22 protein-coding genes are annotated in these 24,847 nt (G+C 62.2%); 13 read left to right on the top strand and 9 right to left on the bottom strand.

Annotated elements, in window-relative coordinates; genetic code table 11:
• Positions 1–163 precede the first annotated feature (163 nt).
• The 5 genes from FB009_RS00080 (at position 164) to FB009_RS00100 (ending at position 5,526) form a co-directional block, all read left to right on the top strand.
• Entirely contained in the window at positions 164–1,189 is a 1,026-nt protein-coding gene (locus FB009_RS00080; RefSeq protein WP_024312182.1) for a sulfate ABC transporter substrate-binding protein, read from the top strand.
• On the top strand, positions 1,186–2,052 hold the full coding sequence (cysT, locus tag FB009_RS00085) for a sulfate ABC transporter permease subunit CysT (RefSeq protein WP_018209856.1): 867 nt from the start codon (positions 1,186–1,188) through the stop codon (positions 2,050–2,052). Before FB009_RS00080 ends, cysT begins: the two co-directional genes overlap by 4 nt.
• Positions 2,042–2,908 carry a sulfate ABC transporter permease subunit CysW gene (gene cysW / locus FB009_RS00090; RefSeq protein WP_024325272.1) on the top strand — a complete coding sequence of 289 codons (867 nt, stop codon included), beginning with the start codon at positions 2,042–2,044 and terminating at the stop codon, positions 2,906–2,908. Before cysT ends, cysW begins: the two co-directional genes overlap by 11 nt.
• A 15-nt stretch (positions 2,909–2,923) precedes the next feature.
• Entirely contained in the window at positions 2,924–4,027 is a 1,104-nt protein-coding gene (locus tag FB009_RS00095; RefSeq protein ID WP_145161379.1) for a sulfate/molybdate ABC transporter ATP-binding protein, read from the top strand.
• A 128-nt stretch (positions 4,028–4,155) separates the two neighbouring features.
• Positions 4,156–5,526: an FAD-binding oxidoreductase gene (locus tag FB009_RS00100; RefSeq protein WP_024325271.1), complete on the top strand. Its 1,371-nt coding sequence runs from the start codon at positions 4,156–4,158 to the stop codon at positions 5,524–5,526.
• 124 nt (positions 5,527–5,650) lie between these two features.
• On the opposite strand, the gene FB009_RS00105 is transcribed toward FB009_RS00100, so the two are convergent.
• The 9 genes from FB009_RS00105 to FB009_RS00145 all read right to left on the bottom strand — a co-directional run bounded on the left by FB009_RS00105 (position 5,651) and on the right by FB009_RS00145 (position 14,176).
• Positions 5,651–6,151 (bottom strand): RES family NAD+ phosphorylase, encoded by a 501-nt coding sequence (locus FB009_RS00105; protein ID WP_012061472.1) that lies wholly within the window; start codon positions 6,149–6,151, stop codon positions 5,651–5,653.
• A 5-nt stretch (positions 6,152–6,156) separates the two neighbouring features.
• A complete protein-coding gene (locus tag FB009_RS00110; RefSeq protein WP_018012058.1) occupies positions 6,157–6,528 on the bottom strand; it encodes an antitoxin Xre/MbcA/ParS toxin-binding domain-containing protein in 372 nt (123 codons plus the stop codon).
• Positions 6,529–6,602: 74 nt separating this feature from the next.
• A complete protein-coding gene (locus FB009_RS00115; protein ID WP_024312179.1) occupies positions 6,603–7,388 on the bottom strand; it encodes a crotonase/enoyl-CoA hydratase family protein in 786 nt (261 codons plus the stop codon).
• Positions 7,385–8,254 (bottom strand): hydroxymethylglutaryl-CoA lyase, encoded by an 870-nt coding sequence (locus FB009_RS00120; RefSeq protein ID WP_024312178.1) that lies wholly within the window; start codon positions 8,252–8,254, stop codon positions 7,385–7,387. Before FB009_RS00120 ends, FB009_RS00115 begins: the two co-directional genes overlap by 4 nt.
• On the bottom strand, positions 8,251–10,239 hold the full coding sequence (locus FB009_RS00125; protein ID WP_024312177.1) for an acetyl/propionyl/methylcrotonyl-CoA carboxylase subunit alpha: 1,989 nt from the start codon (positions 10,237–10,239) through the stop codon (positions 8,251–8,253). Before FB009_RS00125 ends, FB009_RS00120 begins: the two co-directional genes overlap by 4 nt.
• A gap of 16 nt (positions 10,240–10,255) precedes the next feature.
• Positions 10,256–10,639: a RidA family protein gene (locus FB009_RS00130; protein ID WP_018012062.1), complete on the bottom strand. Its 384-nt coding sequence runs from the start codon at positions 10,637–10,639 to the stop codon at positions 10,256–10,258.
• A gap of 14 nt (positions 10,640–10,653) precedes the next feature.
• Complete coding sequence (locus tag FB009_RS00135; protein ID WP_018012063.1) at positions 10,654–12,261, bottom strand: carboxyl transferase domain-containing protein; 1,608 nt, start codon at positions 12,259–12,261, stop codon at positions 10,654–10,656.
• Positions 12,262–12,324: 63 nt separating this feature from the next.
• The gene (locus FB009_RS00140) at positions 12,325–13,488 is read right to left on the bottom strand and encodes an isovaleryl-CoA dehydrogenase (protein ID WP_024312176.1); all 1,164 of its coding nucleotides are present in this window, start codon (positions 13,486–13,488) and stop codon (positions 12,325–12,327) included.
• Positions 13,489–13,639: 151 nt separating this feature from the next.
• Entirely contained in the window at positions 13,640–14,176 is a 537-nt protein-coding gene (locus FB009_RS00145) for a gluconokinase (protein ID WP_024312175.1), read from the bottom strand.
• 218 nt (positions 14,177–14,394) lie between these two features.
• On the opposite strand from FB009_RS00145, the gene FB009_RS00150 reads away from it, so the two are divergent.
• The 8 genes from FB009_RS00150 (at position 14,395) to FB009_RS00190 (ending at position 24,815) form a co-directional block, all read left to right on the top strand.
• On the top strand, positions 14,395–14,853 hold the full coding sequence (locus FB009_RS00150) for a helix-turn-helix domain-containing protein (protein WP_012061463.1): 459 nt from the start codon (positions 14,395–14,397) through the stop codon (positions 14,851–14,853).
• Between the two features lie 92 nt (positions 14,854–14,945).
• A complete protein-coding gene (locus tag FB009_RS00155) occupies positions 14,946–15,674 on the top strand; it encodes a TfuA-like protein (RefSeq protein ID WP_018012065.1) in 729 nt (242 codons plus the stop codon).
• 111 nt (positions 15,675–15,785) lie between these two features.
• Positions 15,786–16,376: an ANTAR domain-containing response regulator gene (locus FB009_RS00160; protein ID WP_012061461.1), complete on the top strand. Its 591-nt coding sequence runs from the start codon at positions 15,786–15,788 to the stop codon at positions 16,374–16,376.
• 27 nt (positions 16,377–16,403) lie between these two features.
• Positions 16,404–17,711 carry a CmpA/NrtA family ABC transporter substrate-binding protein gene (locus FB009_RS00165; RefSeq protein ID WP_024325270.1) on the top strand — a complete coding sequence of 436 codons (1,308 nt, stop codon included), beginning with the start codon at positions 16,404–16,406 and terminating at the stop codon, positions 17,709–17,711.
• 506 nt (positions 17,712–18,217) lie between these two features.
• Entirely contained in the window at positions 18,218–20,680 is a 2,463-nt protein-coding gene (nirB, locus tag FB009_RS00175; protein ID WP_018209867.1) for a nitrite reductase large subunit NirB, read from the top strand.
• A gap of 4 nt (positions 20,681–20,684) precedes the next feature.
• Complete coding sequence (nirD, locus tag FB009_RS00180) at positions 20,685–21,023, top strand: nitrite reductase small subunit NirD (protein WP_024312173.1); 339 nt, start codon at positions 20,685–20,687, stop codon at positions 21,021–21,023.
• Between the two features lie 2 nt (positions 21,024–21,025).
• Positions 21,026–23,683 carry a nitrate reductase gene (locus tag FB009_RS00185; protein ID WP_101795427.1) on the top strand — a complete coding sequence of 886 codons (2,658 nt, stop codon included), beginning with the start codon at positions 21,026–21,028 and terminating at the stop codon, positions 23,681–23,683.
• Positions 23,655–24,815 carry a siroheme synthase family protein gene (locus FB009_RS00190; protein WP_018012069.1) on the top strand — a complete coding sequence of 387 codons (1,161 nt, stop codon included), beginning with the start codon at positions 23,655–23,657 and terminating at the stop codon, positions 24,813–24,815. The genes FB009_RS00185 and FB009_RS00190 overlap by 29 nt, the downstream gene beginning before the upstream one ends.
• Positions 24,816–24,847: the final 32 nt, after the last annotated feature.

The following is a 24,847-nucleotide window of genomic DNA, read 5'->3' on the forward strand; positions in this document are numbered from 1 at the left end:
CTATCGTGTGGCGTCATAGACCCGGAACAATCGGGCACGGCATTCCTTTAATGGCCTGCAGAACGATAGAACTTTTCAAGAAACCCTTTCAGAGCATCATAAGTTTGCGTTGAAGTAATCTATTAAATCGGTAGCTTTATCTGGCAAAAGGATGGAGGCCGAAATGAGCTCTAATAGACTTGCCGGAATAGCGAAATTAGCGCTTGTCGTCGGAAGCCTGCAGCTTGGCTTGGTTGGCCTCGCGCATGCGGACACGACGATCCTGAACGTGTCCTACGACCCGACTCGGGAGCTTTATAAGGAGTTCAATGCAGCCTTTGCCGAGAAGTGGCGGGCTGATACCGGCGAAACCGTGACGATCCAAACATCGCATGGCGGCTCCGGCAAGCAGGCGCGTTCGGTTATCGACGGGCTGGAGGCGGACGTGGTGACCCTGGCACTAGAAGCCGACATCGATGCGATCGCCAGGGAGAGCGGCAAAATTCCCGCCGATTGGAAGACCCGCTTGGATAACAACAGTTCTCCCTACACTTCGACGATCGTCTTCCTCGTCCGCAAGGGAAACCCGAAGGGGATCAAGGATTGGGGCGACCTTGTCCGGGAGGACGTGCAGGTGATCACGCCCAATCCGAAGACCTCGGGCGGCGCTCGCTGGAACTTCCTCGCTGCCTGGGCCTGGGCCCGCGCTGCCAATAACGGCGACGACACAAAGGCGCAGGAATATGTGACGCAACTCTTCAAGCACGTTCCGGTTCTCGACACCGGCGCGCGCGGTGCGACGACCACCTTCGTTCAGCGCGGGTTGGGAGACGTGTTGCTCGCCTGGGAAAACGAAGCCTATCTGTCGCTGGAAGAGCTCGGCCCTGACAATTTTGACATAGTAACCCCGTCTATTTCGATCAAGGCGGAACCACCCGTGGCGCTCGTCGATGGCAATGTCGAACGCAAGGGCACGCGTAAGGTGGCGGAAGCCTATCTCGACTATCTCTACAGTGATGCCGGCCAGAAGATCGCGGCCAAGCATTATTACCGGCCGTTCAAGCCGGAAGCGGCAGACCCTGAGGACACCGCCCGCTTCAAGGAATTGAAGCTGGTCACGATCAACGACTTCGGCGGCTGGAAGGAAGCTCAACCGAAATTCTTCGGCGATGGCGGAATTTTCGACCAGATTTACAGACCGGGGCAATGATAGCCATGGCCGCTCGCACTAGCACGCGGTGGCGATTTCGGCAGCCGAGCGTCATTCCGGGATTCGGATTGGCGCTCGGCGTCACGCTGGCATGGCTCACCATCATCGTTCTCGTCCCCCTCTCCGGACTGCTTTGGCGGTCCAGCAGCCTTGGCTGGTCGAAATTCGCGGAACTGGCGCTTGACGAGCGCACGGTCAATGCATTGACGATCAGCTTCGGCACCGCCTTCATAGCGGCGGTCGTCAATCTCGTTTTCGGCGTGCTCCTCGCCTGGGTTCTCGTGCGCTACCGTTTCCCCGGAAAACGCGTGATCGACGCCATGGTCGATCTGCCCTTTGCGCTGCCGACGGCTGTCGCCGGCATCGCCCTGACAACTCTTTACGCGCCGAACGGCTGGATCGGTTCGCTACTCGCCCCACTTGGTATCAAGGTCGCCTTCACGCCTGCCGGCATAGTGGTGGCACTGATCTTCGTCGGCTTGCCCTTCGTCGTGCGCACGGTGCAGCCCATCATGGAAGAGATAGACAAGGAAGTCGAAGAAGCGGCTGCTACCCTGGGCGCCACGCGCTTCCAGACGATCAGCCGGGTCTTGCTGCCCGGTCTGCTGCCCGCCGGCCTGACAGGCTTCGCGCTCGCCTTTGCCCGCGGCGTCGGCGAATACGGATCGGTAATCTTCATCGCCGGCAATCTCCCCTACGTTTCCGAAATCGCACCGCTTCTGATCGTCATCCGGCTTGAAGAATTCAACTATCCGGCGGCAACCGCGATTGCAGGGGTGATGCTCCTGCTGTCCTTCCTCATGCTGTTGGTCATCAACGTGATCCAGGCGTGGAGCAGACGGAGATACGGTTATGGCGCATGACGCTTCCAGTACGCTGGTGACGACGGCCACCTCGGAGACACGGCTTTCGCGTGGGATCCTGACCGCAGTCGCGCTCGGATTCGTCCTGCTCTTCCTGCTCCTGCCGCTCGCCACGGTGTTCATCGAGGCCTTCCGCAAGGGACCGGCGGAGTTCTTTGCCGCGCTTCGCGATCCGGAAACCTTTTCGGCAATCCGCCTGACGCTCCTGGTTGCGGGCATCGCCGTGCCGCTCAATCTCGTCTTCGGGGTGGCAGCCGCCTGGGCGATCGCGAAATTCGAATTCAAGGGCAAGGCGTTCCTGACGACGTTGATCGACCTGCCCTTCTCGGTTTCGCCCGTGATTTCCGGCCTCGTCTTCGTGCTGCTCTTCAGCTCACAGAGCATGCTCGGCCCCCTCCTGCAAAGCTACGACATCCAGATTCTCTTCGCCGTGCCGGGCCTTGTGCTCGCCACCGTCTTCGTGACTTTCCCCTTCGTCGCCCGAGAATTGATCCCGCTGATGCAGGAACAGGGGACGGCGGATGAGGAGGCGGCGCTCTCGCTCGGAGCCACCGGCTGGCAGACCTTCTGGCATGTCACGCTTCCCAACATAAAATGGGGACTGCTCTATGGCGTGCTTCTTTGCAATGCCCGCGCCATGGGCGAGTTCGGCGCGGTTTCGGTCGTCTCCGGTCATATACGCGGGCAGACCAACACGATGCCGTTGCAGGTCGAAATCCTCTATAATGAATACAATTTCGTAGCCGCCTTTGCGGTGGCGGCGCTGCTTGCGCTCCTTGCGCTGGTGACGCTCGTTTTGAAAACGGCTCTTGAACTCCGCTACAGCGACGAGATCGCTGCAAGCCGCAGGCATTGAAAGGTCCAGACCTCCATGGAAGTCCGCGTCCAAAACATTCGCAAGGAATTCGCCCGCTTTCCCGCGCTCGATAACGTGTCCCTCGACATCCCTTCCGGCGAATTGATAGCCCTGCTCGGTCCCTCAGGCTCCGGAAAGACCACACTGCTCAGGCTGGTCGCCGGGCTCGAAAGCCCGACGGGAGGCACGATATTCTTCGGTGATGACGATGCTTCGAAAAAGACCGTGCAGGAGCGGAACATCGGCTTCGTCTTCCAGCATTACGCGCTTTTCCGGCACATGACAGTGCTCGACAACGTCGCTTTCGGGCTGAAGGTCCGCACGGCCAAACGGCGTCCCCCGGCCGCTGAAATCCGCCGCAGGGCGCTCGATCTGCTCGATCTCGTGCAGCTTTCCGGCTTGGAGAAACGCTATCCGGCCCAGCTCTCCGGCGGTCAGCGTCAGCGCGTGGCACTCGCCCGGGCCATGGCTGTCGAACCCAATGTTCTGCTTCTCGACGAGCCCTTCGGCGCTCTCGATGCGCAGGTGCGCAAGGAATTGCGGCGCTGGTTGCGGGAAATCCACGACCGCACCGGTCACACCACGATCTTCGTCACCCACGACCAGGAGGAAGCACTCGAGCTTGCCGACCGCGTCGTGGTGATGAGCAAGGGGACGATCGAGCAGGTCGGCTCGCCCGACGAGATCTATGACCATCCTGTCTCGCCTTTCGTCTATGGTTTCATCGGACAGTCCAATTGCCTCGATGTCACGCTTGCCAATGGCGAGATCTGGCTCGAGGACCGGCCGATCGGCCTGCGCGCCGCGAACGAACCGGACGGTCCAGCAACCCTCTATTTCCGGCCGCACGACGTCGAACTTATTGACGGCTGCGGCGGCTGCCTCGCCGGGCTGGTCACGGCCAGCCGACGCGTGGCAGGCACGCGGCATCTCGAACTCGAACTCGGACGCACGCATCCGCGGGTGGAGATCGAACTGCCGCCGGAACGCGCCGCCTTTGCCGACCACACGCGAATTGCCTTCCGGCCAACGCGATGGAAGCTGTTCCAAAAGGGGGAACGCCGGATAACGGCACGGGAAGAAGTGGTGGTGCCCGAGCTTGAAGCTACCGGCACCTGACGATGTGCCATTCGTCACGGGCGTGGCGCTTTTGCCCTCACCCGTGGCGCGTTCGTTCTCTGTTACAGACAACTGGATTGTGCAGGATTTCAATTCCGGTCGAAGAAATCCTGAGATAGAACCGTCCTATGTCTGTTATCGAAGAACTCATGGCCGCACTCGGCAATGCCGTGCTCACCGGCGACCGGATCACGGAGCGTTACCGCAGCGATGCGAGCCTGTCGGGGCGGACCCTTCCCCTGGCGGTCGTTCGCCCGGGAAGCGTCGACGAGGTCGCCGTGGCTCTCAAGATCTGCAACGCGCACGGCCAGTGCGTGGTGCCGCAGGGCGGGTTGACGGGGCTTGCCGGCGGCGCCAATCCGCGCGCCGGCGACATCGCCGTTTCGCTGGAGAGACTTTCCGGCATTGAAGAGGTCGACGCGACCGCTTCGAGCATGACGGTGCTCGCGGGAACGCCGCTCGAAGTCGCCCAGCGCGCGGCCGAAGACGCGGGCTTTCTGCTGCCGATCGATCTTGGTGCGCGGGGTAGCTGCCAGATCGGCGGCAACCTGGCCACGAATGCCGGCGGCATTCGGGTCATCCGCAATGGCGTGGCACGGGACAACGTGCTGGGGCTCGAAGCCGTGCTTGCCGACGGCACCGTCGTCTCGTCAATGAACAAGATGATCAAGAACAACACCGGCTACGATCTCCGGCAGTTGTTCATCGGTTCGGAAGGCACGCTCGGCATCATCACGCGCGCGGTGCTGCGCCTTCGTCCTTTGCCAACCGGCCGGCTGACGGCACTTTGCGCGCTCGACAGCTATTCGGAAGTCGTTACCCTGCTCAAGCGGGCACAGCAGGAGCTCCCCGGCCTCGGCGCCTATGAGGCGATGTGGGAGAGCTACTTCCGTTTCAATTCCGAGGCCGACGGGCTCAGGCTCTTCGAATCCTGCCCGGCTTTCGCAGTCATTGTGGAGCAGGATTTGCAAGGCCATGATGCGGAGAGCGAGCGGTTCGAAGCGTTTCTCGGGAGAGCCTTGGAGAACGGTGTGATCGGAGACGCGCTCGTCGCTCAATCGCAGAAGGAAGCACAAGCCTTCTGGCGAATTCGAGAGGGTCATGCGCTCGACCGGCTGCCCCTGCTCCTGAACTTCGATGTCAGCCTGGCGATCGGCGATATCGGCCGCTTCGCCGATGAATGCGGCCAGGCGCTTCGGGCAAAGTTCCCCGAAGCACATGTGTCCTTCTTCGGCCATGTCGGCGACAGCAACCTCCATATCGCCTTTTCCGATCCGGGCGCTACCGAAGAAACGATCCACGTAGTGGACGATATCGTTTACGCGCTGGTTGGGACCTATCGCGGATCGGTGTCTGCCGAACACGGGATCGGCTTGCTGAAGCGCGACTTTCTCCACTATTCCCGCAGCCCGGCGGAGCTCGAACTCATGCGGCGGATAAAGAACGCTCTCGATCCGAACGGAATCCTCAACCCCGGCAAAGTTCTGGGCTCGGTTTAGTGTGGAAGCCGAGAGCTGCCCCCGCGAGCGGGCGAGAGAGGAGTACGAGGCTGCCGCGAGTCCCTTCGCCCCGCCTGCGGGGAGAAGGTCCCGGCAAAGAGATGAGGGGCTGCCGCGACCAGAGTCAAACCCACGAGGCCGGTGATTTCGGCAGCCGGCCCTCGGGATCAATGACATCCAAGCGCGGCTCTTTCGCACCGTTCCAACGCCAGAGCGCGACGCAGGTGCCGCCGGGAGACATAAAGGAGGGGTAAATCACCCCGTGATAATCACGCGCCAGAAGCGCGGTGCGCAACTGGTGCGTTTGCGGTACCGCGCCTTTGTCCAACATGTCGCGCCATTCGCAGCTATGGATCGTCTCATCCACGTCCAGGTCCGCGAGAACCTTGAAATCCGTCAGGTCTGCGAGAACTGCATCGCGCAATTCAAGCTGAACGATGAGCGCGGGATGCTGCACGAAACCCTGATTGTATTCCGCCCAGGCGGTCGAAAGTTCACGCGCGGCATAAAGAGCAGGTACCCCGACCGGATTCCAGCGGCCACCGAAACGGGCGGCACCTGCACCGGAAAGCGGCATATGCGCCCAGCGCGGTACGAAGGCACGCCAGAGCGTTAGCGCTTCCACCGGCGTCAGGCGTAGACGCCGGCGCGAACGGATTCGAGATAGGCGAGCACCTTGTCGGCCTTGCCCTCCCCGACGAGATCGAACGCCGTCTTGCCGGCCCAGCCGGGGATAGGCTGATGCTTGAACCAAATGACGGCGCGGGTCTCGTCGCCCGCCATTTCGGAAGCCATCGCCAGAATGCGAACCACCCTGCTTAAAGCACTATCGACCTTTCGGGCGCCGGATTTCGCCGTCAGCGTGTTCCGGGCAACGCCGATCAGCTTTGAGAGTTCGGCAAGCGTGACGCCCAGCCGATCGGCGACAAGGCGAGCCGAAAGAAATGGGGAGTGCTCGTCCCCGAAACGCGCAGCGGCTATCTGAAACTCAACGGCCATCATGAGAATGCGACCCTATATTGATCGGCTTCCTTTTAAAATACGCTCAATTCCCCTTCAAATCAAGCGCAGACGGTTCATCGCCTCCAGGAAGGATTCCTCCGCTCGAAGAAGGCGGACACGCCCTCCCGCGCTTCGTCCGTTTCCCAGACGTCGGCAAGCTGCTCTATGGTATCGGAGATGACGGCGTCGGTGATGGGTAGACCCAGTGACCGCGCAAGCCGCTTTGCCCGCCCGGCAGCACCTGGCGCCGCAACGAGATATGCCGTCACCGCGGCCTCGACTGCACCATCCAGCATGCTGTCGTCGACGATCGTCGTTACGAAGCCGGCGACCTTCGCTTCCTCCGCGCCGAATACCCTCGCCGACATGAACAGAGGGCGAGCCTTTACCTCGCCTGTTCGTGCAATAACATAGGGGCTGATCGTCGCCGGGATCAGCCCGAGGCGCGTCTCTGTCAAACCGAATTGCGCGCCCGACGCGCAGATCACCGTATCGCAGACGCTGATCAGCCCGACGCCGCCGCCGAAGGCGTTGCCATGCACGCGCGCGATCAGCGGCTTCGGCAGGCCGTTCAGAGCCTTGAGCATCATCGCAAGCCGAGTCGCTTCGCTGATCCGCGTTGCCCGATCGGCTGAAAACTGCTCACGCATCCACTCGAGATCGGCACCGGCGCAGAAGCTCTTCCCTTCCGCGTCGAGAATGACGGCCCTGACCGATACATCCGTTGCGAGCCGGCCCGCGACATCGGTCATTTCGGCGATCATGGCGGCGGAAAGCGCGTTGTGCTTATTCGGGCGGGCAAGCGTCACCCGGGCGACGCCCCGCTGATCGACGGCGAAGCGAATTGTTGCGAAAGTCATGCTGTGCTCCTCAAGGATCGTGCAAATGCACCCGCGCGATCGAGCTTTTCAAGGTCGAGCCCGGTGTTAAAACCCCGCGTTTCGAGAAACGCCCGGACCTCGCGTGAATCGACATTCCCGGCCGCGCCCGGTGCAAAGGGACAGCCGCCGAGCCCGCCGGCGGAGGCATCGAAAACCCTGAGGCCGTGTTCCAGTGCTATCCCGATATTCTCCAGCGCCCGGCCGGATGTATCGTGAAAATGACCGGCAAGTGCCTTGGCATCGACCTCGCGGCGTACCGTGGTCAGCATACGATCGACAGATTCGGGCGTGCCGCTTCCGATCGTATCTCCGAGACTGATCTCGTAGCAGCCGAGTTCGGCCAACAACCGTGTGACGCGGGCGACCGCTGCCGGCGCGATCGCGCCCTCATAGGGGCATTCGACCACGCAGCTCACATAGCCTCGCAGGGGAACGCCATGACGCCGGCTGGCTTCGGCGACCGGGCGAAAGCGCTCGATGCTCTCAGCGATCGAGCAGTTTATATTCTTTTCGGAGAAGCTCTCCGACGCGGAAGCGAAGACCGCTACTTCGTCCGCGCGCGCCGCAAGCGCCGCCTCGAAGCCGCGCATGTTCGGCGTCAAAGCCGCGTAGCGCGTGCCGGCGCGCCGACGAATGCCGGTCATGACGGCGGGTGCGTCGGCCATTTGCGGGACCCAACGCGGGCTGACGAAACTCGTCACTTCGATGCGCCCGTAGCCGCAGTCGGAGAGCAGATCGACGAGCCTGATCTTGTCCTCCGTAGCCACGAGCCGCGGCTCGTTCTGCAGGCCGTCGCGCGGCGCCACCTCGACGATCGTGGCGCTCTCCCTTGCCGGCGGCGTCATTGCGCTGCCTCCTCCATAAGAGTGACAAGCACCATACCCTCGCTAACCTGAGCGCCTTCCGTGACATGAACATTCGCGATCGTGCCCTCGCGCGAAGCGGAGAGCGTCAACTCCATCTTCATCGCCTCCAACACGATGAGCGGTTGTCCCTTGCTGACGGTATCGCCGGCCTCGACCCTGACCAGCTTCACCAGCCCGGGCATCGGCGCAAGCAGCTCGTCTTCGGCAACCTCGCTGCTCTGCTCGCCAGCCAATCCGTCCGGCAGGTGGAACACCAGATTCCGCCCGTGGTGAAAGAGCGTCATGGACTCGCGATCTCGCGCAAACCGGATCAGGCGCTGCTTTCCGGCTACCTCGACCCGGGCACCACCCTCGATGCGGTCGAGCACAAGGACGGGCAGTGTACTCCCGCCGGCGCGCACCGCGAACTGGTCACGGCCGCGCGAGGCCAGGGTAACCGTTGCGCGAACGTCCGCGTGGTCGATCGCCACCGTGCGGTGCGCATCGCCCCAGATCTGCCAGGAACCGAGTGAGGACCATGGATCGGTCGACGTTTCCGGTTCGAGCGCTCCCGTCGAAATGATTGCAGCCAAAGCCAACGCTTCGTCGCCGGGCACAACCGGTGCGGTCAGCCGCTCGGTCTCTCGATCGATCAGTCCCGTATCCGGATGGCCGGAGCGGAACTCATGCTCTTCTGTCAGACGGATGAGAAAGTCGAGATTAGTGACCGTGCCGCCGATGCGGCACTCCTTAAGAGCATCCTGCAATTTTCCGAGCGCCGCCGAACGGTTCTGTCCATGCACGATCAGCTTGGCGATCAGCGGATCATAGTAAGGCGTTATCGTATCCCCTAGCCGGACACCGGCATCGACCCGCGCGGTGTCCCCGGGAAAGCTCAAATGCGTCAGTCGCCCGGTTGCCGGCAGAAAGCCGCGGACTGGATCCTCCGCATAAAGGCGCGCCTCGAAAGCCCAGCCGTTGATGGAAATGTCGGCCTGCTTTTTTGGCAACGGCTCGCCCGCGGCAACCCGCAGCTGCCATTCCACGAGGTCGGTGCCTGTAATCGCCTCCGTCACCGGATGCTCCACCTGCAGGCGGGTGTTCATCTCCATGAAATAGAAATGGTCCGGCTCGAGCCCGTTCGTCACGTCGGCAATGAATTCCACCGTACCGGCGCCAACATAGCCGATTGCCTGGGCGGCCCTGACCGCCGCATCGCCCATGGCGCGGCGGACTTCCGCGGTCATACCCGGTGCAGGTGCCTCCTCTATCACTTTCTGGTGCCTGCGTTGCAGCGAACAATCGCGCTCGAAAAGGTGGACGATGTTGCCTTGGCGGTCGCCGAAGATCTGCATTTCGATGTGGCGCGGCTTCGTCAAATAACGCTCGAGAAGCACCGAACCATCGCCGAAGGCGGATGCGGCCTCCCTGCGTGCCGCCTCCAGCGCCGAGCCGAAATCGTCCTGCCGCTCCACGCGCCGCATGCCTTTACCGCCGCCGCCCGCCCGCGCCTTGATCAGCACCGGATAACCGATTTCCCGCGCCCTCTCGGCGAGGAAGGATGCGTCCTGTTCATCGCCGTGATAGCCGGGTACGACCGGCACTCCGGCCCGTTCCATCAGCGCCTTGGCGGCGTCCTTCAGCCCCATGGCACGGATCGCGGCAGGCGGCGGCCCGACGAATACCATGCCTGCTTCTCCGACCGCTTCGGCGAAATCGGCGTTCTCCGAAAGGAATCCGTATCCCGGGTGAATGGCCTCGGCGCCCACGCTTCTTGCCGCCTGGACGATCGACCCGATCGCCAGATAGCTCTGGGCGGCGGGCGCCGCCCCGATCCGGATCGCCTCATCGGCGAGCGCCACATGCAGGGCGTCTCCGTCCGCGTCGGAGTAGACGGCGGCAGTACGAATCCCGAGGCGGCGCGCGGTGCGGATAATGCGGCAGGCGATCTCACCGCGGTTGGCAATCAGGAGCTTCGAAAACATGCGCGTCTCTTCCGATCTATTGCGCTGCGGTCACTTCGACTTCAATGAGCCAGGCGGAATCGAAGATGCCGGCAACCACGACCGTCATCGCCGGCGCAAGAGAACCGAGATAATCGTTGCGGATTTCACGGTTTGCGATGGCATGCTGCCGGTCGGCCAGATACGTGGTGACCTTGACGATATCGGTCTTCGACATGCCGGCGGCCTTGAGCTGTGCATCGACGTTCCGCCAGACCTGGCGCGCCTGCGCTTCGAAACCTTCCGGCACGACCTCGTCCGAGTTCACCGGAATCTGGCCGCTGATGAAAAGCACGCGCCGGAAATCCTCAATGCTCACTGCCTGCGAGTAACCGCCGCGCGGCTGCGGGGCGTTCAGGGCATTGATGTTGTCGCGTTTCAACTCGGGGCCTCCCGTTACATCCTGAACAGTCCGAAGTGCGTGTCCTCGATGGGCGCGTTCAAAGCGGCCGAGAGAGAAAGCGCCAGCACGTCGCGGCTCTTGCGCGGATCGATCACGCCGTCGTCCCACAGCCTTGCCGACGCATAGAGCGGATGGCTTTGGCGCTCGAAAAGATCGAGAACCGGTTGGCGAAAACGGGCTTCTTCCTCTTCGCTCCAAGGCAATCCCGAGCGCTTCAGGGCTTCACCGCGCACGGAGGAGAGAACGCCTGCCGCCTGCTCGCCGCCCATCACCGAAATACGGCTGTTGGGCCAGGTCCAGAGAAAGCGTGGGGAGAAAGCACGCCCACACATCCCGTAATTGCCAGCCCCGAACGAACCGCCGACCAGCATCGTGATCTTAGGCACCTTCACCGTAGCGACTGCGGTGACGAGCTTGGCGCCATGCTTGGCAATTCCCTCCGTCTCATACTTGCGGCCCACCATGAAGCCGGTGATGTTCTGCAGAAAAACGAGCGGAATCCTGCGCTGCGCGCAAAGTTCGACAAAATGCGCCCCCTTGACTGCAGACTCCGAGAAAAGAACGCCATTATTGGCGACGATGCCGACGGGAATGCCGTGGACATGGGCGAAGCCACAAACGAGCGTTGTGCCGAAGCGCGCCTTGAATTCGTCGAATCGGGAGCCGTCCACAAGTCGGGCGATCACCTCACGGATGTCGTAGGGCGTCTTCAGGTCGGCGGGAACGATGCCGGCGATTTCTTCCGGATCGTAGAGCGGCGGCTCCGGATCTATTCGCTGAACCGGCCAGGGCTTCTCGTGGTTCAAGGCCGAAACGGCGCGGCGCGCCAGCGCAAGCGCGTGGGCATCGTCGCGCGCAAGGTGATCGGCAACGCCCGAGAGGCGCGTGTGGACATCGGCGCCGCCAAGCTCTTCGGCAGAGACGACCTCGCCGGTCGCTGCGCGGACCAGCGGGGGGCCTGCCAGAAAGATGGTGCCCTGTTTTTCGACGATAATGGCTTCATCAGACATGGCCGGCACATAGGCGCCGCCTGCCGTGCAGGAGCCCATCACCACCGCGATCTGGGGAATGCCGGCCGCCGACATATTGGCCTGGTTGTAGAATATGCGGCCGAAATGATCACGATCCGGGAAGACCTCGTCCTGGCTCGGCAGGTTGGCCCCGCCGGAATCGACGAGATAGACGCAGGGGAGCCGGTTCTCGGCCGCGATCTCCTGGGCCCGCAAATGCTTCTTGACCGTCATCGGATAATAGGTGCCGCCTTTGACCGTCGGATCATTACAAACGATCATGCATTCGCGGCCTGAGATCCGGCCGATGCCGGTGATCAACCCCGCGGCCGGCGCGTCACCATTATACATCTCGTGCGCCGCGGTCGCTCCGAGCTCCAGAAATGGCGTGCCCGGGTCAATGAGAGCGGCAACCCGATCCCGCGGCAGAAGCTTTCCACGGCTGACGTGTCGCTCGCGGGCTTTGTCGCCACCGCCGGATGCAGCCAGCCGGACTGCGTCCTCGATCGCCGCGATGGCCTCCGCCATGGCCGACCGGTTCGCTTTGAAACCCTCCGAGGAAGGCGAAATATGCGAACGCAATACCGTCATTTCCCCCCGCCCTCTTCTTCGTCGGCGTTGTGCTTACCGGCCGGCAGAACCGCCGCCGCATGCCTATTTCGTCTCGGCGAATAGCTCCCGGCCGATCAGCATACGACGTATTTCGCTCGTGCCCGCGCCTATCTCGTAGAGTTTGGCGTCGCGCAACAAGCGGCCTGCCGGAAAATCATTGGTGTAACCATTGCCGCCGAGCGCCTGAATCGCTTCGAGAGCCAGGGCGGTGGCCGCTTCCGCCGCATAGAGAATACAGCCGGCCGCATCCTTGCGGGCCGTTTCCCCGCGGTCACAAGCGGCAGCCACAGCATAGACATAGGCCCGCGCGGCATTCATCCTCACATACATGTCGGCAAGCTTTCCCTGCATCAACTGGAACTCGCCGATCGGTTGTCCGAACTGCTTTCGCTCATGGAAATAGGGGACGACGACATCGAGGCAAGCGGCCATGATGCCGAGTGGCCCGGCCGAAAGCACGACGCGCTCATAATCCAGGCCGGACATCAGCACCTTGACGCCTTCGCCAAGGGCTCCAAGCACGTTTTCCTGCGGCACCTCGCAATCGGTAAAGATGAGTTCCGACGTATTCGAGCCGCGCATGCCGAGCTTGTCCAGCTTCCGGCCCGTCGAGAAGCCCGGAAACGTGTTTTCGACAAGGAAAGCGGTGATGCCGCGCGGTCCGGCGGCAGGATCAGTCTTGGCGTAAACGACCAGGACATCGGCATCCGGGCCATTGGTGATCCACATCTTGGTGCCGTTCAGGACATAACGGTCGCCGCGCTTGTCGGCCCTGAGCTTCATCGAGACGACATCGGAGCCGGAGCCGGGCTCCGACATGGCCAGCGCCCCGACATGCTCGCCGGAGATCAGCTTCGGCAGATAGGTGCTTTTTTGTGCCGGGCTGCCGTTGCGGTTGATCTGATTGACGCAGAGGTTGGAATGGGCGCCGTAACTCAAGCCCACCGAGGCGGATGCCCGGCTGATTTCTTCCATCGCTACACAATGGGCAAGATAGCCGAGCCCCGCCCCCCCATGGGCCTCGTCGGCGGTGATGCCGAGCAGGCCGAGTTCCCCCATCTTCCGCCACAGCGGCATCGGAAAGGCATTGTTGCGGTCGACCTCGTCGGCAAGCGGCGCGATTCGCTCGCTCGCGAACCGGCGCACGCTCTCGCGCAGCGCATCGATCTCCTCGCTGAAGGCGAAGTTCAAGCCAGCTTCGAACATTTCCGTCTCCTCCCGGCGCTCCACGACCTCCCGATTGTCGAGCAAAGCGCGCCCGCGAACGATAGCATCGCCTTCGGCTAATTTCCTTCCAAAGAGCCGGCGTGCCAAGCACGATCTGCAAAGACCGGCATGGCCATTGCGCAACGCGAACTTACAGACGGGCGAGACCTTCCAGCGCCTCGCTGACAATCTCCGCGAGGGGGTGGGCAACATCCACCGCGATCGTTTTCGCTTCTCCTCTTGGATCTTCGAGAGTCGCAAGCTGCGTCTGAAGCAATGAGGACGGCATGAAATGCCCCGTGCGGTGCTGCATCCGTTCGGAGAGCACAGCCTCGCTGCCGTAGAGGAAGACGAAGGCCAAGCCCCTTGGAGCGCTTTCGCGAAGCTTATCCCTGTAGATGCGCCTAAGGGCGGAGCAAGAAACGACGACCGGCTCCCGGCTTGCCAGCCTCTCGCCTATCGCATCGAGCCAGGGCCAGCGATCATCGTCGGTGAGCGGAACTCCCTCGGACATTTTCCTGATGTTTTCTGCAGGATGGAGCGCGTCGCCTTCGAGGAAGGGATAGCCGCAGGCCTTGGCGATCGCCTCCCCTACCGACGATTTGCCGCTGCCGGAGACCCCCATGACGACGATCGAGCCGGGAAAACGCCGCAGGGCATTTGGTTCTGATTTGTACTCAACACTCATAGTCCCGGGCTCTCACTGATTCGATTCATCCTGTCCCTATTGACGATAACGTCTTGAAATTCTGAAGTCTCCCGTCAGGCTGCGTGCTGCCCCAAGTCGGCACTCGAACGGAAAGTTGCGTTTTGCCCCAGAAAGCGGCGCGTGCTGATTGCATCGCGGCGTCCATTCAAGCAAACTTATATGAGATAAGTTGAATCGAGCTCGAAGGAGATTAGCAGATGAACAAAAAGGATCCTAACCCGATCGACGCCTTTGTGGGCTCGCGTGTTCGCATGCGCCGGTTGATGATCGGCTTGAGCCAGGAAAAGCTTGCCGACGGGCTGGGCATCACCTTCCAGCAAGTCCAGAAATACGAGAAAGGCACAAACCGCATCGGCGCCAGCCGGTTGCAGGCTATTGCCGACATACTCGGTGTGCATCCGAGCTTTTTCTTTCAGCAGGAAGAAGGAAGCACTCAGTCGGGCAGGCCCTCTGGCGACATTCACGAATCGCAGGAGATCTCATCCTTCGTAGCCTCGAAAGAGGGCATCGCACTCAATCGGGCCTTCCTTAAAATCGCCGACCCGGTGCTCCGGAAGAAGATCATCTCCCTCGTCGCGGCGATGGCTCAATCACCTGAATCGGACCAGACGCCGGCTCAATCCGGCACCCGGCACACGGAACCTCTCCATGGCTGACGGCTGTGACGTGCATCGCTGTCCATGACGACAGAATGGCGGCTGACCGGCTGTCTCCGCTATTCGCCCCCTCCTGAGGTTTCTGAGAACAGATGAAGGTCGTTTTCGTCGGCCCGACGGTTCCCGATGCCGCACGATTGACGGGCGACAAACTGACGATCCGCGCGCCGGCCGGCCAGGGCGACATTCTCCGGGCTGTGCGCGACGGGGCGGCGGCCATCGGTCTCATCGACGGCAATTTCGAATATGTCGCTCCCGTCTGGCACAAGGAAATTCTCTTTGCCCTTTCCGAAGGCGTGGCGGTTTTCGGCTCGGCAAGCATGGGCGCTCTGCGCGCCGCCGAGTGCGCTGCCTTCGGAATGGTCGGAATCGGCGAGATCTATCGCCAGTACGCGACGGGCGAACTCGAAGACGATTCTGACGTTGCATTGCTCCATGCTCCCGAGGAACTCGGCTATGCGCCGCTGACCCTTCCGCTCGTCAATATCAGAAGCACTCTTCGCCGGCTTCTGGAAGCGCAATCCTTGTCCGTCGAGGACTGCGCGCGGATTGCTGAGGCTGCTGCCTCGATATTCTACAAGGAGCGAACCTTTGCTGCTATCGCCGCGCGCGCCACCATCATGGCGAACGCCGATCTCGCGATAGGCCGGCTCCGAACGGGCTATATGGACCAAAAACGGGCCGACGGCCTGGAACTTCTAAAGGTGCTGGCTGGCCAGCCGGATGTGCGCCAGCTCACTGCACGCGATTGGGAGTTCCGTTCAACGAGCCTCTGGGAGAGAGCGTTCGGCTATGCGTCGCCAACAAACACGCCTGCCTGAATTTGCGCCAGACCTAAATAAAATTGCACGTCTATTAGGCATTGTACTATAAAGCAAAATATTTAGGCATTCCTATATTGCGAAAATTGCTGCGCCGCATCATGATGCGGCATGACCCACTTCGACCTCACCATTCTTGTGATTGACGAGAACGCCATCCGTGCTTCGATCATTGAGGAAGGCTTGCGCGAAGCCGGGCACGGAAAAGTCACCGTCATTCATGAGGTGCATGGTGTAGCCCGGATCATCGAGACGCTCCAGCCCGACGTGATCGTCATCGACATCGAGAACCCCAACCGGGACATGATGGAGCATCTGTTCCAGTTGACCCGCACAGTCGGCCGGCCGATTGCGATGTTCGTGGATCGCTCGGATTCGGCCGCCATAGAGGCGGCGGTCGAGGCAGGCGTCTCCGCCTATATCGTCGACGGCCTGAGAAAAGAACGCGTCAAACCGATCCTCGATATGGCCGTCAGCCGCTTCAAGGCCTTCAGCCGGCTTCAGCGCGAATTGGCGGACGCCAAATCCGCGCTCGAGGAGCGCAAACTCGTAGAGCGCGCCAAGGGCATTCTCATGAAAATGCGTGGCTTTTCGGAAGAGGAAGCTTTCACACTGCTGCGTCAGACCGCAATGAACGAAAAGAAGAAGATTGCGGAGATCGCGCAAAGCGTCGTAACCGCCGCCGGATTGCTGATCCGGTGAGCCGCGGCACCTTGAGGAGACAGCGGAGTGAATGTGTTGACGAAGAAAAGTGAATTCAGAGGCGGTAAGCTCTCCACCGGCAGCGCCCTTCCTGCCCCTGGAAGAATATGCAATGAGGGACAGCGGACCATCCGCGCCGGTTTCATTCCGCTCGTCGATGCAGCCGTGCTGATCGCGGCCGCCGAATTCGGGTTTGCGCAGCGCGAGGGTATTACCCTTGAGCTTGTCAAGGACGTCTCTTGGGCGAATGTTCGCGACAGGCTTGCCTTCCGTCAGTTCGACATTGCCCACATGCTCTCGCCAATGCCGGTTGCCGCCAGGCTCGGCCTCGGCTCAAATCCGTCGCCGACGATTGCCCCTTTTTCGCTGGGGCGCGGCGGCAATGCCATCACTCTGTCGACGCGCATCTACGGCCTTATGGAAGAGGAAGGAAGGCTCGGAGGAGCCGCGGATCCGTTGAGGAACGCCCGGGCCCTCGCGGCAGTCGTCCGCAGCGCAGCGGCAGCCGGCAAGCCGCCGCTGACGCTCGGCGTCACCTACCCGTTCTCGTCGCACAATTACGAACTCCGCTACTGGCTTGCGGCAGGCGGCATCGATCCCGATCGCGATGTCAAGCTGGTCGTTGTCCCCCCACCGATGACCTCCGACGCCCTGTCCGCGGGCGCGATCGACGGCTTCTGCGTCGGCGCACCCTGGAACATGATCGCATCGGAACGCGGCGTCGGCCGCATCGTCGCGACGAAGCAGGACATCTGGCCATCGGCACCGGAAAAGGTCATCGGCATGCGCCCCGAATGGGCCGAGGCGAAGCCGGACACAGTTTCGCGCCTGATCGTTGCGCTCGACCGAGCGGCCCGCTGGTCGGACGTTCCAGAGAACCGCGCCCGCCTCGCCGAGGTCTTGGCCGAGGATCGCCACCTGGGCGCGCCGGTCGATATAATCCGACGGGTACTTGCGGGCGAATTCACGATCGACCCCGAGGGAAATCGCCGCGTCGTCGAGAACTATTTCGTCTTCCACGCCGGCTTTGCCAATTTCCCGCGCCCCAGCCAGGCGCTCTGGATCTACAGTCAAATGGTGCGCTGGGGGCAGACAACCTTGTCCAGAGAGGGCTTCGAAGCGAGCGTCTCGGCCTATCGGCCGGACCTCTACCGGGGAGCGCTCGGCAAGGACGCGTTACCGGCTGACGCGGACAGCAGCAGCCTCGAAGGAGCAACGGACGGCGACCGCTTCATTGACGGCCATGTCTTCGATCCCGACAGGATCGAAGATTACATCAAGTCCTTTACCGTCTTTGGAAAGGACGGGGTCCAGACCCCGGTCGATGACGTCTGAGCGCGGGGCCCTCCACCAGCAAGGCTCCAAAGCTCGAAATACAAATCCCGCCAGTGTGGATTCGTCTTTTCGACGTAGCCACCTGCAGAAACGACGCTCGTGGCTTGACCCGAGGATCCATGCGCAGCGGCACAAAAATTCATCACTAAGTGCAAACGGCCTACTTTTAAACCAGACGGTTTGCTTTTAGCCAAGGGCCACTCTCCACGCTTTGCCAGATTTTTCAACGCCATAGGCAAACGACAAACGCTTGGCACGGCATTTGCTTTTCGTAAATTGCTTCCATCAACGGCGATCGAAGCGAGCCCAGGCGCCGCATACGCCTGCCGAAGACACCGACGTCGCAAGGTCTTTGCCTCCGTAAGGGTTTCCCCGCGGAGCGCGATTTCCGAGCGGCGTTTTTTTATGCCGGTTTCCGCCGGCAACGAAACCGAACCTACCTGATGCTGCGAAGCCTGCTCAATCCTCGACGAGCGCCTGCTTCGTCGAAGCTGCGGAGTGACCACATGACTGAAACTGCACTCGAAAAACTCGTCGTCGTCGGCAACGGCATGGCTCCGGGCCGGATGCTTGAAGAGCTCTTCGAAAAGGCGCCCGGGCGCTACGCCGTGACCATCTTCAACGCCGAGCCGCGCGTCAATTACGACCGCATCATGCTCTCGCCGGTACTATCCGGTGAAAAGGATTACGAAGAGATCATCATCCATGGCGATGGATGGTACATCAAGCACGGGATCACCCTATACAAGGGGCACAAGATCGTTGCGATCGATCGGGAGGCGAAAACCGTAACCTCCGACCACGGCGTCACCGAAAGCTACGACAAGCTGGTGATCGCCACCGGTTCCGTGCCCTTCATCATCCCCGTGCCGGGCAAGGACCTGCGCGGCGTCATCACCTATCGCGATCTCGACGATGTCCAAGCGATGCTGCTCGCGGCGCAATCGCGCGAAAAAGCCGTGGTCATCGGCGGCGGCCTGCTTGGACTTGAGGCGGCCGCCGGCCTTCAGGCGCGCGGCATGGACGTCACCGTTCTGCACGTCATGCCGACGCTGATGGAGCGCCAGCTCGACCCCGCCGCGGGTTATCTCCTGCAGAAGGCGGTCGAGGAGCGCGGTATCAAGGTCCTGACCAAGGCCAACACCAAACGCATTGTGGGCGAGGAGAAAGTCGAGGGCATCGAACTCGAGGACGGCCGGATCATTCCGGCGACGCTGGTCGTGATGGCCGTCGGTATCCGTCCGAATGCAGGCCTTGCCAAGGAGGCCGGGCTCGCCGTCAACCGCGGCATCGTCGTCGATGCCGGAATGCAGACGTCCGACGGGAACATCATGGCGCTGGGCGAATGTGCCGAAGTCGGCGGCATGGTCTACGGTCTCGTCGCGCCACTCTACGAGATGGCACGCATCGCCGCGTCTCACCTCGCAGGCGACCGTCGCGCTGCCTTCGCTCACTCCGACACCCCGACGAAACTGAAGGTCACGGGGATCAACCTCTATTCCGTGGGCGACTTCGCCGATGGCGACGGACGTGAAGAAATCGTGCTGCGCGATGCCACCGCCGGCATCTACAAGCGGCTGGTTCTCAAGGAGAACCGGATCGTCGGCGCAGTGCTTTATGGCGATACCGGTGACGGTGCCTGGTTCAATGACCTCTTGAATCGCGGCACCGATATTTGCGAGATGCGTGACACACTGATTTTCGGCCAGGCCTACCAGGGAGGATCTCCGCTGGACCCTATGGCGGCCGTTGCAGCCTTGCCGGATGATGCGGAAATCTGCGGCTGCAACGGCGTGTGCAAGGGCAGGATCGTCGGGGCTATCACCTCCAAGGGGCTGACCTCGCTCGACGACGTACGTGCCCACACCAAGGCGTCCGCCTCCTGCGGCTCCTGTACGGGCCTCGTCGAACAGATCATGTCGCTGACGCTTGGTGACAGCTACAACCCGGCCGCTGTACAGCCGATGTGCAACTGCACCGATCTTGGCCATGACGACGTGCGGCGCCTGATCAAGGCGAAGAAGCTGAAGACGATCCCCGCCGTCATGCAGGAACTCGAATGGAAGACCTCCTGCGGCTGCGCAAAGTGTCGTCCGGCCCTCAATTACTACCTCGTCTGCGATTGGCCGGATGAATATGCCGACGACTACCAGTCGCGCTTCATCAATGAACGCGTTCACGCCAATATCCAGAAGGACGGCACCTATTCCGTTGTACCCCGCATGTGGGGCGGCGTCACCAATTCCAGGGAGCTTCGGGCGATCGCCGACGTCGCAGACAAGTTCAACGTGCCGCTTGTAAAGGTGACCGGCGGCCAGCGCATAGATCTGCTTGGCATCGAGAAGGAGGACCTGCCCGCCGTTTGGGCAGACCTCAACAAAGCGGGCTTCGTCTCCGGGCAGGCTTACGCCAAGGGGCTCAGAACCGTGAAGACCTGTGTCGGCTCCGATTGGTGCCGCTTCGGCACTCAGAATTCGACCGGGCTTGGCATCCGCATCGAGAAATTCATGTGGGGCTCCTGGACCCCGGCGAAGCTGAAGATGGCGGTCTCCGGCTGCCCCCGCAATTGCGCGGAGGCGACCTGCAAGGATATCGGCGTCATCTGCGTCGACTCCGGCTACGAGATTCACTTCGCAGGTGCCGCCGGTCTCGACATAAAGGGAACCGAAGTCCTGGGGCTGGTCAAAACCGAGGACGAGGCGCTCGAACATATCGTCGCGCTGACGCAGATGTATCGGGAGCAGGCCCGCTATCTCGAGCGCATCTACAAATGGGCAAAGCGCGTCGGCCTCGACGAGATCCGCCGGCAGATCATGGGCGATGCGGAAAAGCGCAAGGCCTATTTCGACCGCTTCGTCTTCAGCCAGAAATTCGCTCAGGTCGACCCTTGGTCAGAGCGCGTCTCCGGCAAGGACAAGCACGAGTTCCGGCCGATGGCGACGGTCGGCTTCAATCAGGCAGCGGAGTGATGCGATGACGACGAACTGGACAGCAATTGGCGATATCAACGACATCCCGTTGCGCGGCGCCCGCTGCATCAGGACGCCCACCGGCAAGATCGCCGTCTTCCGCACGGCCGAGAACGAGGTATTCGCAATCGAAGACCATTGCCCGCACAAGGGAGGACCGCTCTCCCAGGGTATCGTTCACGGAACGGCCGTCACTTGTCCGTTGCACAACTGGGTGATCTCGCTCGAAACCGGCAAGGCACTGGGCCCGGACGAGGGCGAGGTGCGCACGATTCCCGTGAAAAACGACAACGGCGCCCTCTATGTTGCGCTTGAGAGCCTTGCACTGGCGGCGGCGGAATAGGCATGGCGCACGAGGTCAAGACCACCTGCCCCTATTGCGGAGTCGGCTGCGGCGTCATTGCCCGTCTGGGTGATGACGGCGCCGTGAGCGTAAAGGGAGACCCGGAGCATCCTGCCAATTTCGGCAGGCTCTGTTCGAAAGGATCGGCGCTCGCAGAAACGCTCGATCTCGACGGCCGCCTCCTTCATCCGGAAATCGGCGGCCGTCGCGCAGGCTGGAGCGAGGCGCTCGACCTCGTTGCCGAACGCTTTTCGCATGCTATCGCCGAGCACGGTCCCGATTCGGTTGCCTTCTACGTCTCGGGACAGTTGCTGACGGAGGACTATTACATCGCCAACAAGTTGATGAAGGGTTTCATCGGCTCAGCAAACATCGACACCAATTCTCGGCTTTGCATGTCCTCCTCCGTAGCGGGCCACCGCCGCGCCTTCGGCTCGGATACGGTGCCGGGCGTTTACGAGGACCTGGAACTCGCCGAACTCGTAGTCCTGACGGGTTCCAATCTGGCCTGGTGCCATCCGGTGCTTTATCAGCGCCTTTCAGCTGCCAAGGCGAACCGACCTGAGATGAAGATCGTCGTCATCGATCCACGCCGCACCATGACTGCCGACATCGCCGACATGCACCTGGCGATCTCGCCGGACGGCGACGTCGCCCTCTTCAACGGCCTGCTTGCCCATCTCGCCGCCAGCGGCGTGATCGACCGGAACTATGTCTCGAAGTGCACGAGCGGTTTCGACGAGGCCGTGGCGGTGGCATCCAGGCTCGATCTTCCGGCAGTTTCCAACGCGACCGGCCTGACGCAGGCGCAGCTTCGCGCGTTCTACCGGCTCTTCGAGACGACTGAAAACGTCGTGACCTGCTACAGCCAGGGCGTCAACCAGTCTGCCGCCGGTACCGACAAGGTAAATGCCATCATCAATTGCCATCTTGCGACCGGACGCATCGGCCGGCCGGGCATGGGGCCGTTTTCCCTGACCGGACAGCCAAATGCCATGGGCGGGCGGGAGGTCGGAGGGCTGGCAAACATGCTTGCGGCCCATATGGATATCGAGAAATCGCTCCACCGTGATCAGGTGCGCCGTTTCTGGGGCGCGCCGGCAGTGGCGAACAAGCCCGGCCTCAAGGCGGTGGACATGTTCCGCGCCGTTGCGGACGGGCGGATCAAGGCCTTGTGGATCATGGCAACCAATCCCGTCGTCTCGATGCCGGATGCCGATGCCGTCGAAGCGGCGATCAAGGCCTGCCCCTTCGTCGTCGTCTCCGACATCGTGAGAGATACCGACACGGCCCGCCACGCCCACGTGCTTCTGCCCTCGCTGGGTTGGGGCGAGAAGGATGGCACCGTCACCAATTCCGAGCGGTGCATCTCGCGCCAGCGTGCCTTTCTGCGAGGCCCCGGGGAGGCGCGGCCCGATTGGTGGCAACTCGCCGAAGTCGGTAAACGCATGGGCTTCGCCCCGGCATTCGCCTACAATTCACAGGCCGAGATCTTCGCTGAGCATGCGGCGCTTTCGGGTTTCGAGAACAACGGGCGCCGCGATTTCGACATCAGCGCCCATGCGGAGATCGGCGGCGCCGCCTATGACGGGCTGAAACCTTTTCAGTGGCCGCAGACCAGGGGCAGCACGCCACAGCAAAGGCGCTTTTTCGCGGACGGCCGGTACTTCCATCCGGATGGCCGCGCCCGCTTCGTTGCCATCGAGGTGCCCGGGCCGAGACGCCGCGACGCGGCCTTCCCGTTCACGCTCAATACCGGCCGCGTGCGCGACCATTGGCACACGATGACGCGCACCGGCAGGAGCGCGCGGCTCTCCGGCCATCTGGCCGAGCCCTTCGTCGAGATTCACCCGCGCGACGCACAGGCGATCGGCGTCAGCGGCGCCGACCTCGTGACCTTGGAAAGTCCGCATGGGGCGGCAATTGTCCGGGCACTCGTCACCGACCGACAGGCGGAAGGCAATCTGTTCGTGCCGATGCATTGGAACGATCAATTCGCTTCCAGGGCGCGGATCGATGCACTGGTTGCGCCCATCACCGACCCTGTTTCCGGCCAGCCGGCATCGAAGCATATGACGGTTCGTGCGGGTCGCCTTGCAGCAGCGGTCTATGGCTTCGCGGTCTCGGCGCACAGGCCTGCGGAGCTCGACGCCGCCTATTGGGCGATCGCCAGGGCCGAAGGCGGATGGCGGATGGAACTCGCTTTCGCCGAAAAGGAAATTGACTGGACCGACTGGTGCCGGAAGACGTTCGGGATCGCTTCCGAGATAGAGCCGATCGGCTATACGGACCGCACCTCAGGCGAGCTTCGCCTCGCCTTTTTCGAAGAGGACCGGCTGCTGGCCACCTTGTTTCTTTCCCCGCAGCCTGTCGCCGTCGCGCGCAACTGGGCGGTATCGCAGCTCCGTGCGTCGCATCACAATCTTGGCAAACGTTTCGCAGTGGTCGCCGGCCGCCCGGGTGCCGACACCCCCGACCCAGGCGCGACCGTCTGCTCGTGTTTCAGTGTCGGCGTCAACCAGATCACCGCCGCCGTGCGCGTCGGATGCCATAGCGTCGAAGCGGTGGGCGAAAAGCTCAGCGCCGGCACCAATTGCGGCTCCTGCCGTGCCGAAATCAGGGGAATCATAAATGCTTGCCTCACCGTCGCAGCAGAGTGAGCGGCCCGCAAAGCGAGAGCGCGTGGCCGCGCTCGCGACGCTGCCGCTTTTCTGGCCTCTGAAGAGCAAACGGGTGCTCGTCGCCGGCGGCAGCGATGCAGCCGCCTGGAAAGCCGAACTGCTGTCGGCCTGCGGTGCGGAAGTTCACGTCTATGCGCCGCGCGCGATACTGAGCGATCTCTTCCTCGACGTCCTCGCCCGTGGAGCCGCGCATGAGCTCGGCCGTTTCGTTCACCACGATAAGGCCTGGCATGCAGACGCATTTCGAGACGCGGCAATCGCCATTGCCGATTGTGACGAGCAATCCGAGGCGGAAGCGTTCTTCCATGCCGCACGAACCGCAGGCGTGCCCGTCAACGTCATCGACAAGCCGGCCTTCTGCGAATTTCAGTTCGGATCGATCGTGAACCGCTCGCCCGTGATCGTCGCGATCTCGACCGATGGCGCGGCGCCGATACTGGCGCAGGCGATCCGCAGACGGATCGAGGCCCTGCTGCCGCCAGCGCTCAAGCATTGGGCGTCGATTGCCCAGGCTATCCGCGATCGCGTGAATGCCCGTCTGAGCCCTGGGGCTGCCCGCCGCATCTTCTGGGAACGTTTCGTCGACCGGGCCTTTCTCGGCAAACCGGAGCAGGGTGTGGAGATGCGGCTGATGGCGGAGGCGGATCGTCAGGTCACGCGCCCCTCCGCCATCGGCCGCGTCACCATCGTGGGGGCAGGACCCGGCGACGCGGAACTCCTCACCTTGAAGGCGGTCCGCGCGCTGCAGGCTGCCGACGTGATACTCTTTGACGAATGCATTCAGGACGAGGTCCTTGAACTGGCGCGCCGGGAGGCGAGGCGCGTCCCTGTCGCAGGCAGCGACAAGGATCGCAGCAGCAGCAACGCGATTCTCGTCCAGGGAGACATTGCGGCGCTGGTCCGGAAGGGAAAGAACGTGGTGCGCCTCCGGTCCGGGAATCCGATGGCAGTCGACGAGGAATTCGCGGCATTTGAACGCCTCGGACTGCCTGTGCAGATCGTACCTGGCGTCGAAGCCGAGGCTTACCGCCCCGACATGGGCTCCGATATGGGCAAGCTAGCATTCAGCGGGAGACCGGTCCAGCCGGGACTGCACACCACCAACCACTGATGCAGCTCGGCGGAGCGCAATCGCCCGAACGC

Origin of the sequence: Sinorhizobium medicae, from assembly GCF_007827695.1 — a bacterium.
GTDB lineage: Bacteria > Pseudomonadota > Alphaproteobacteria > Rhizobiales > Rhizobiaceae > Sinorhizobium > Sinorhizobium medicae.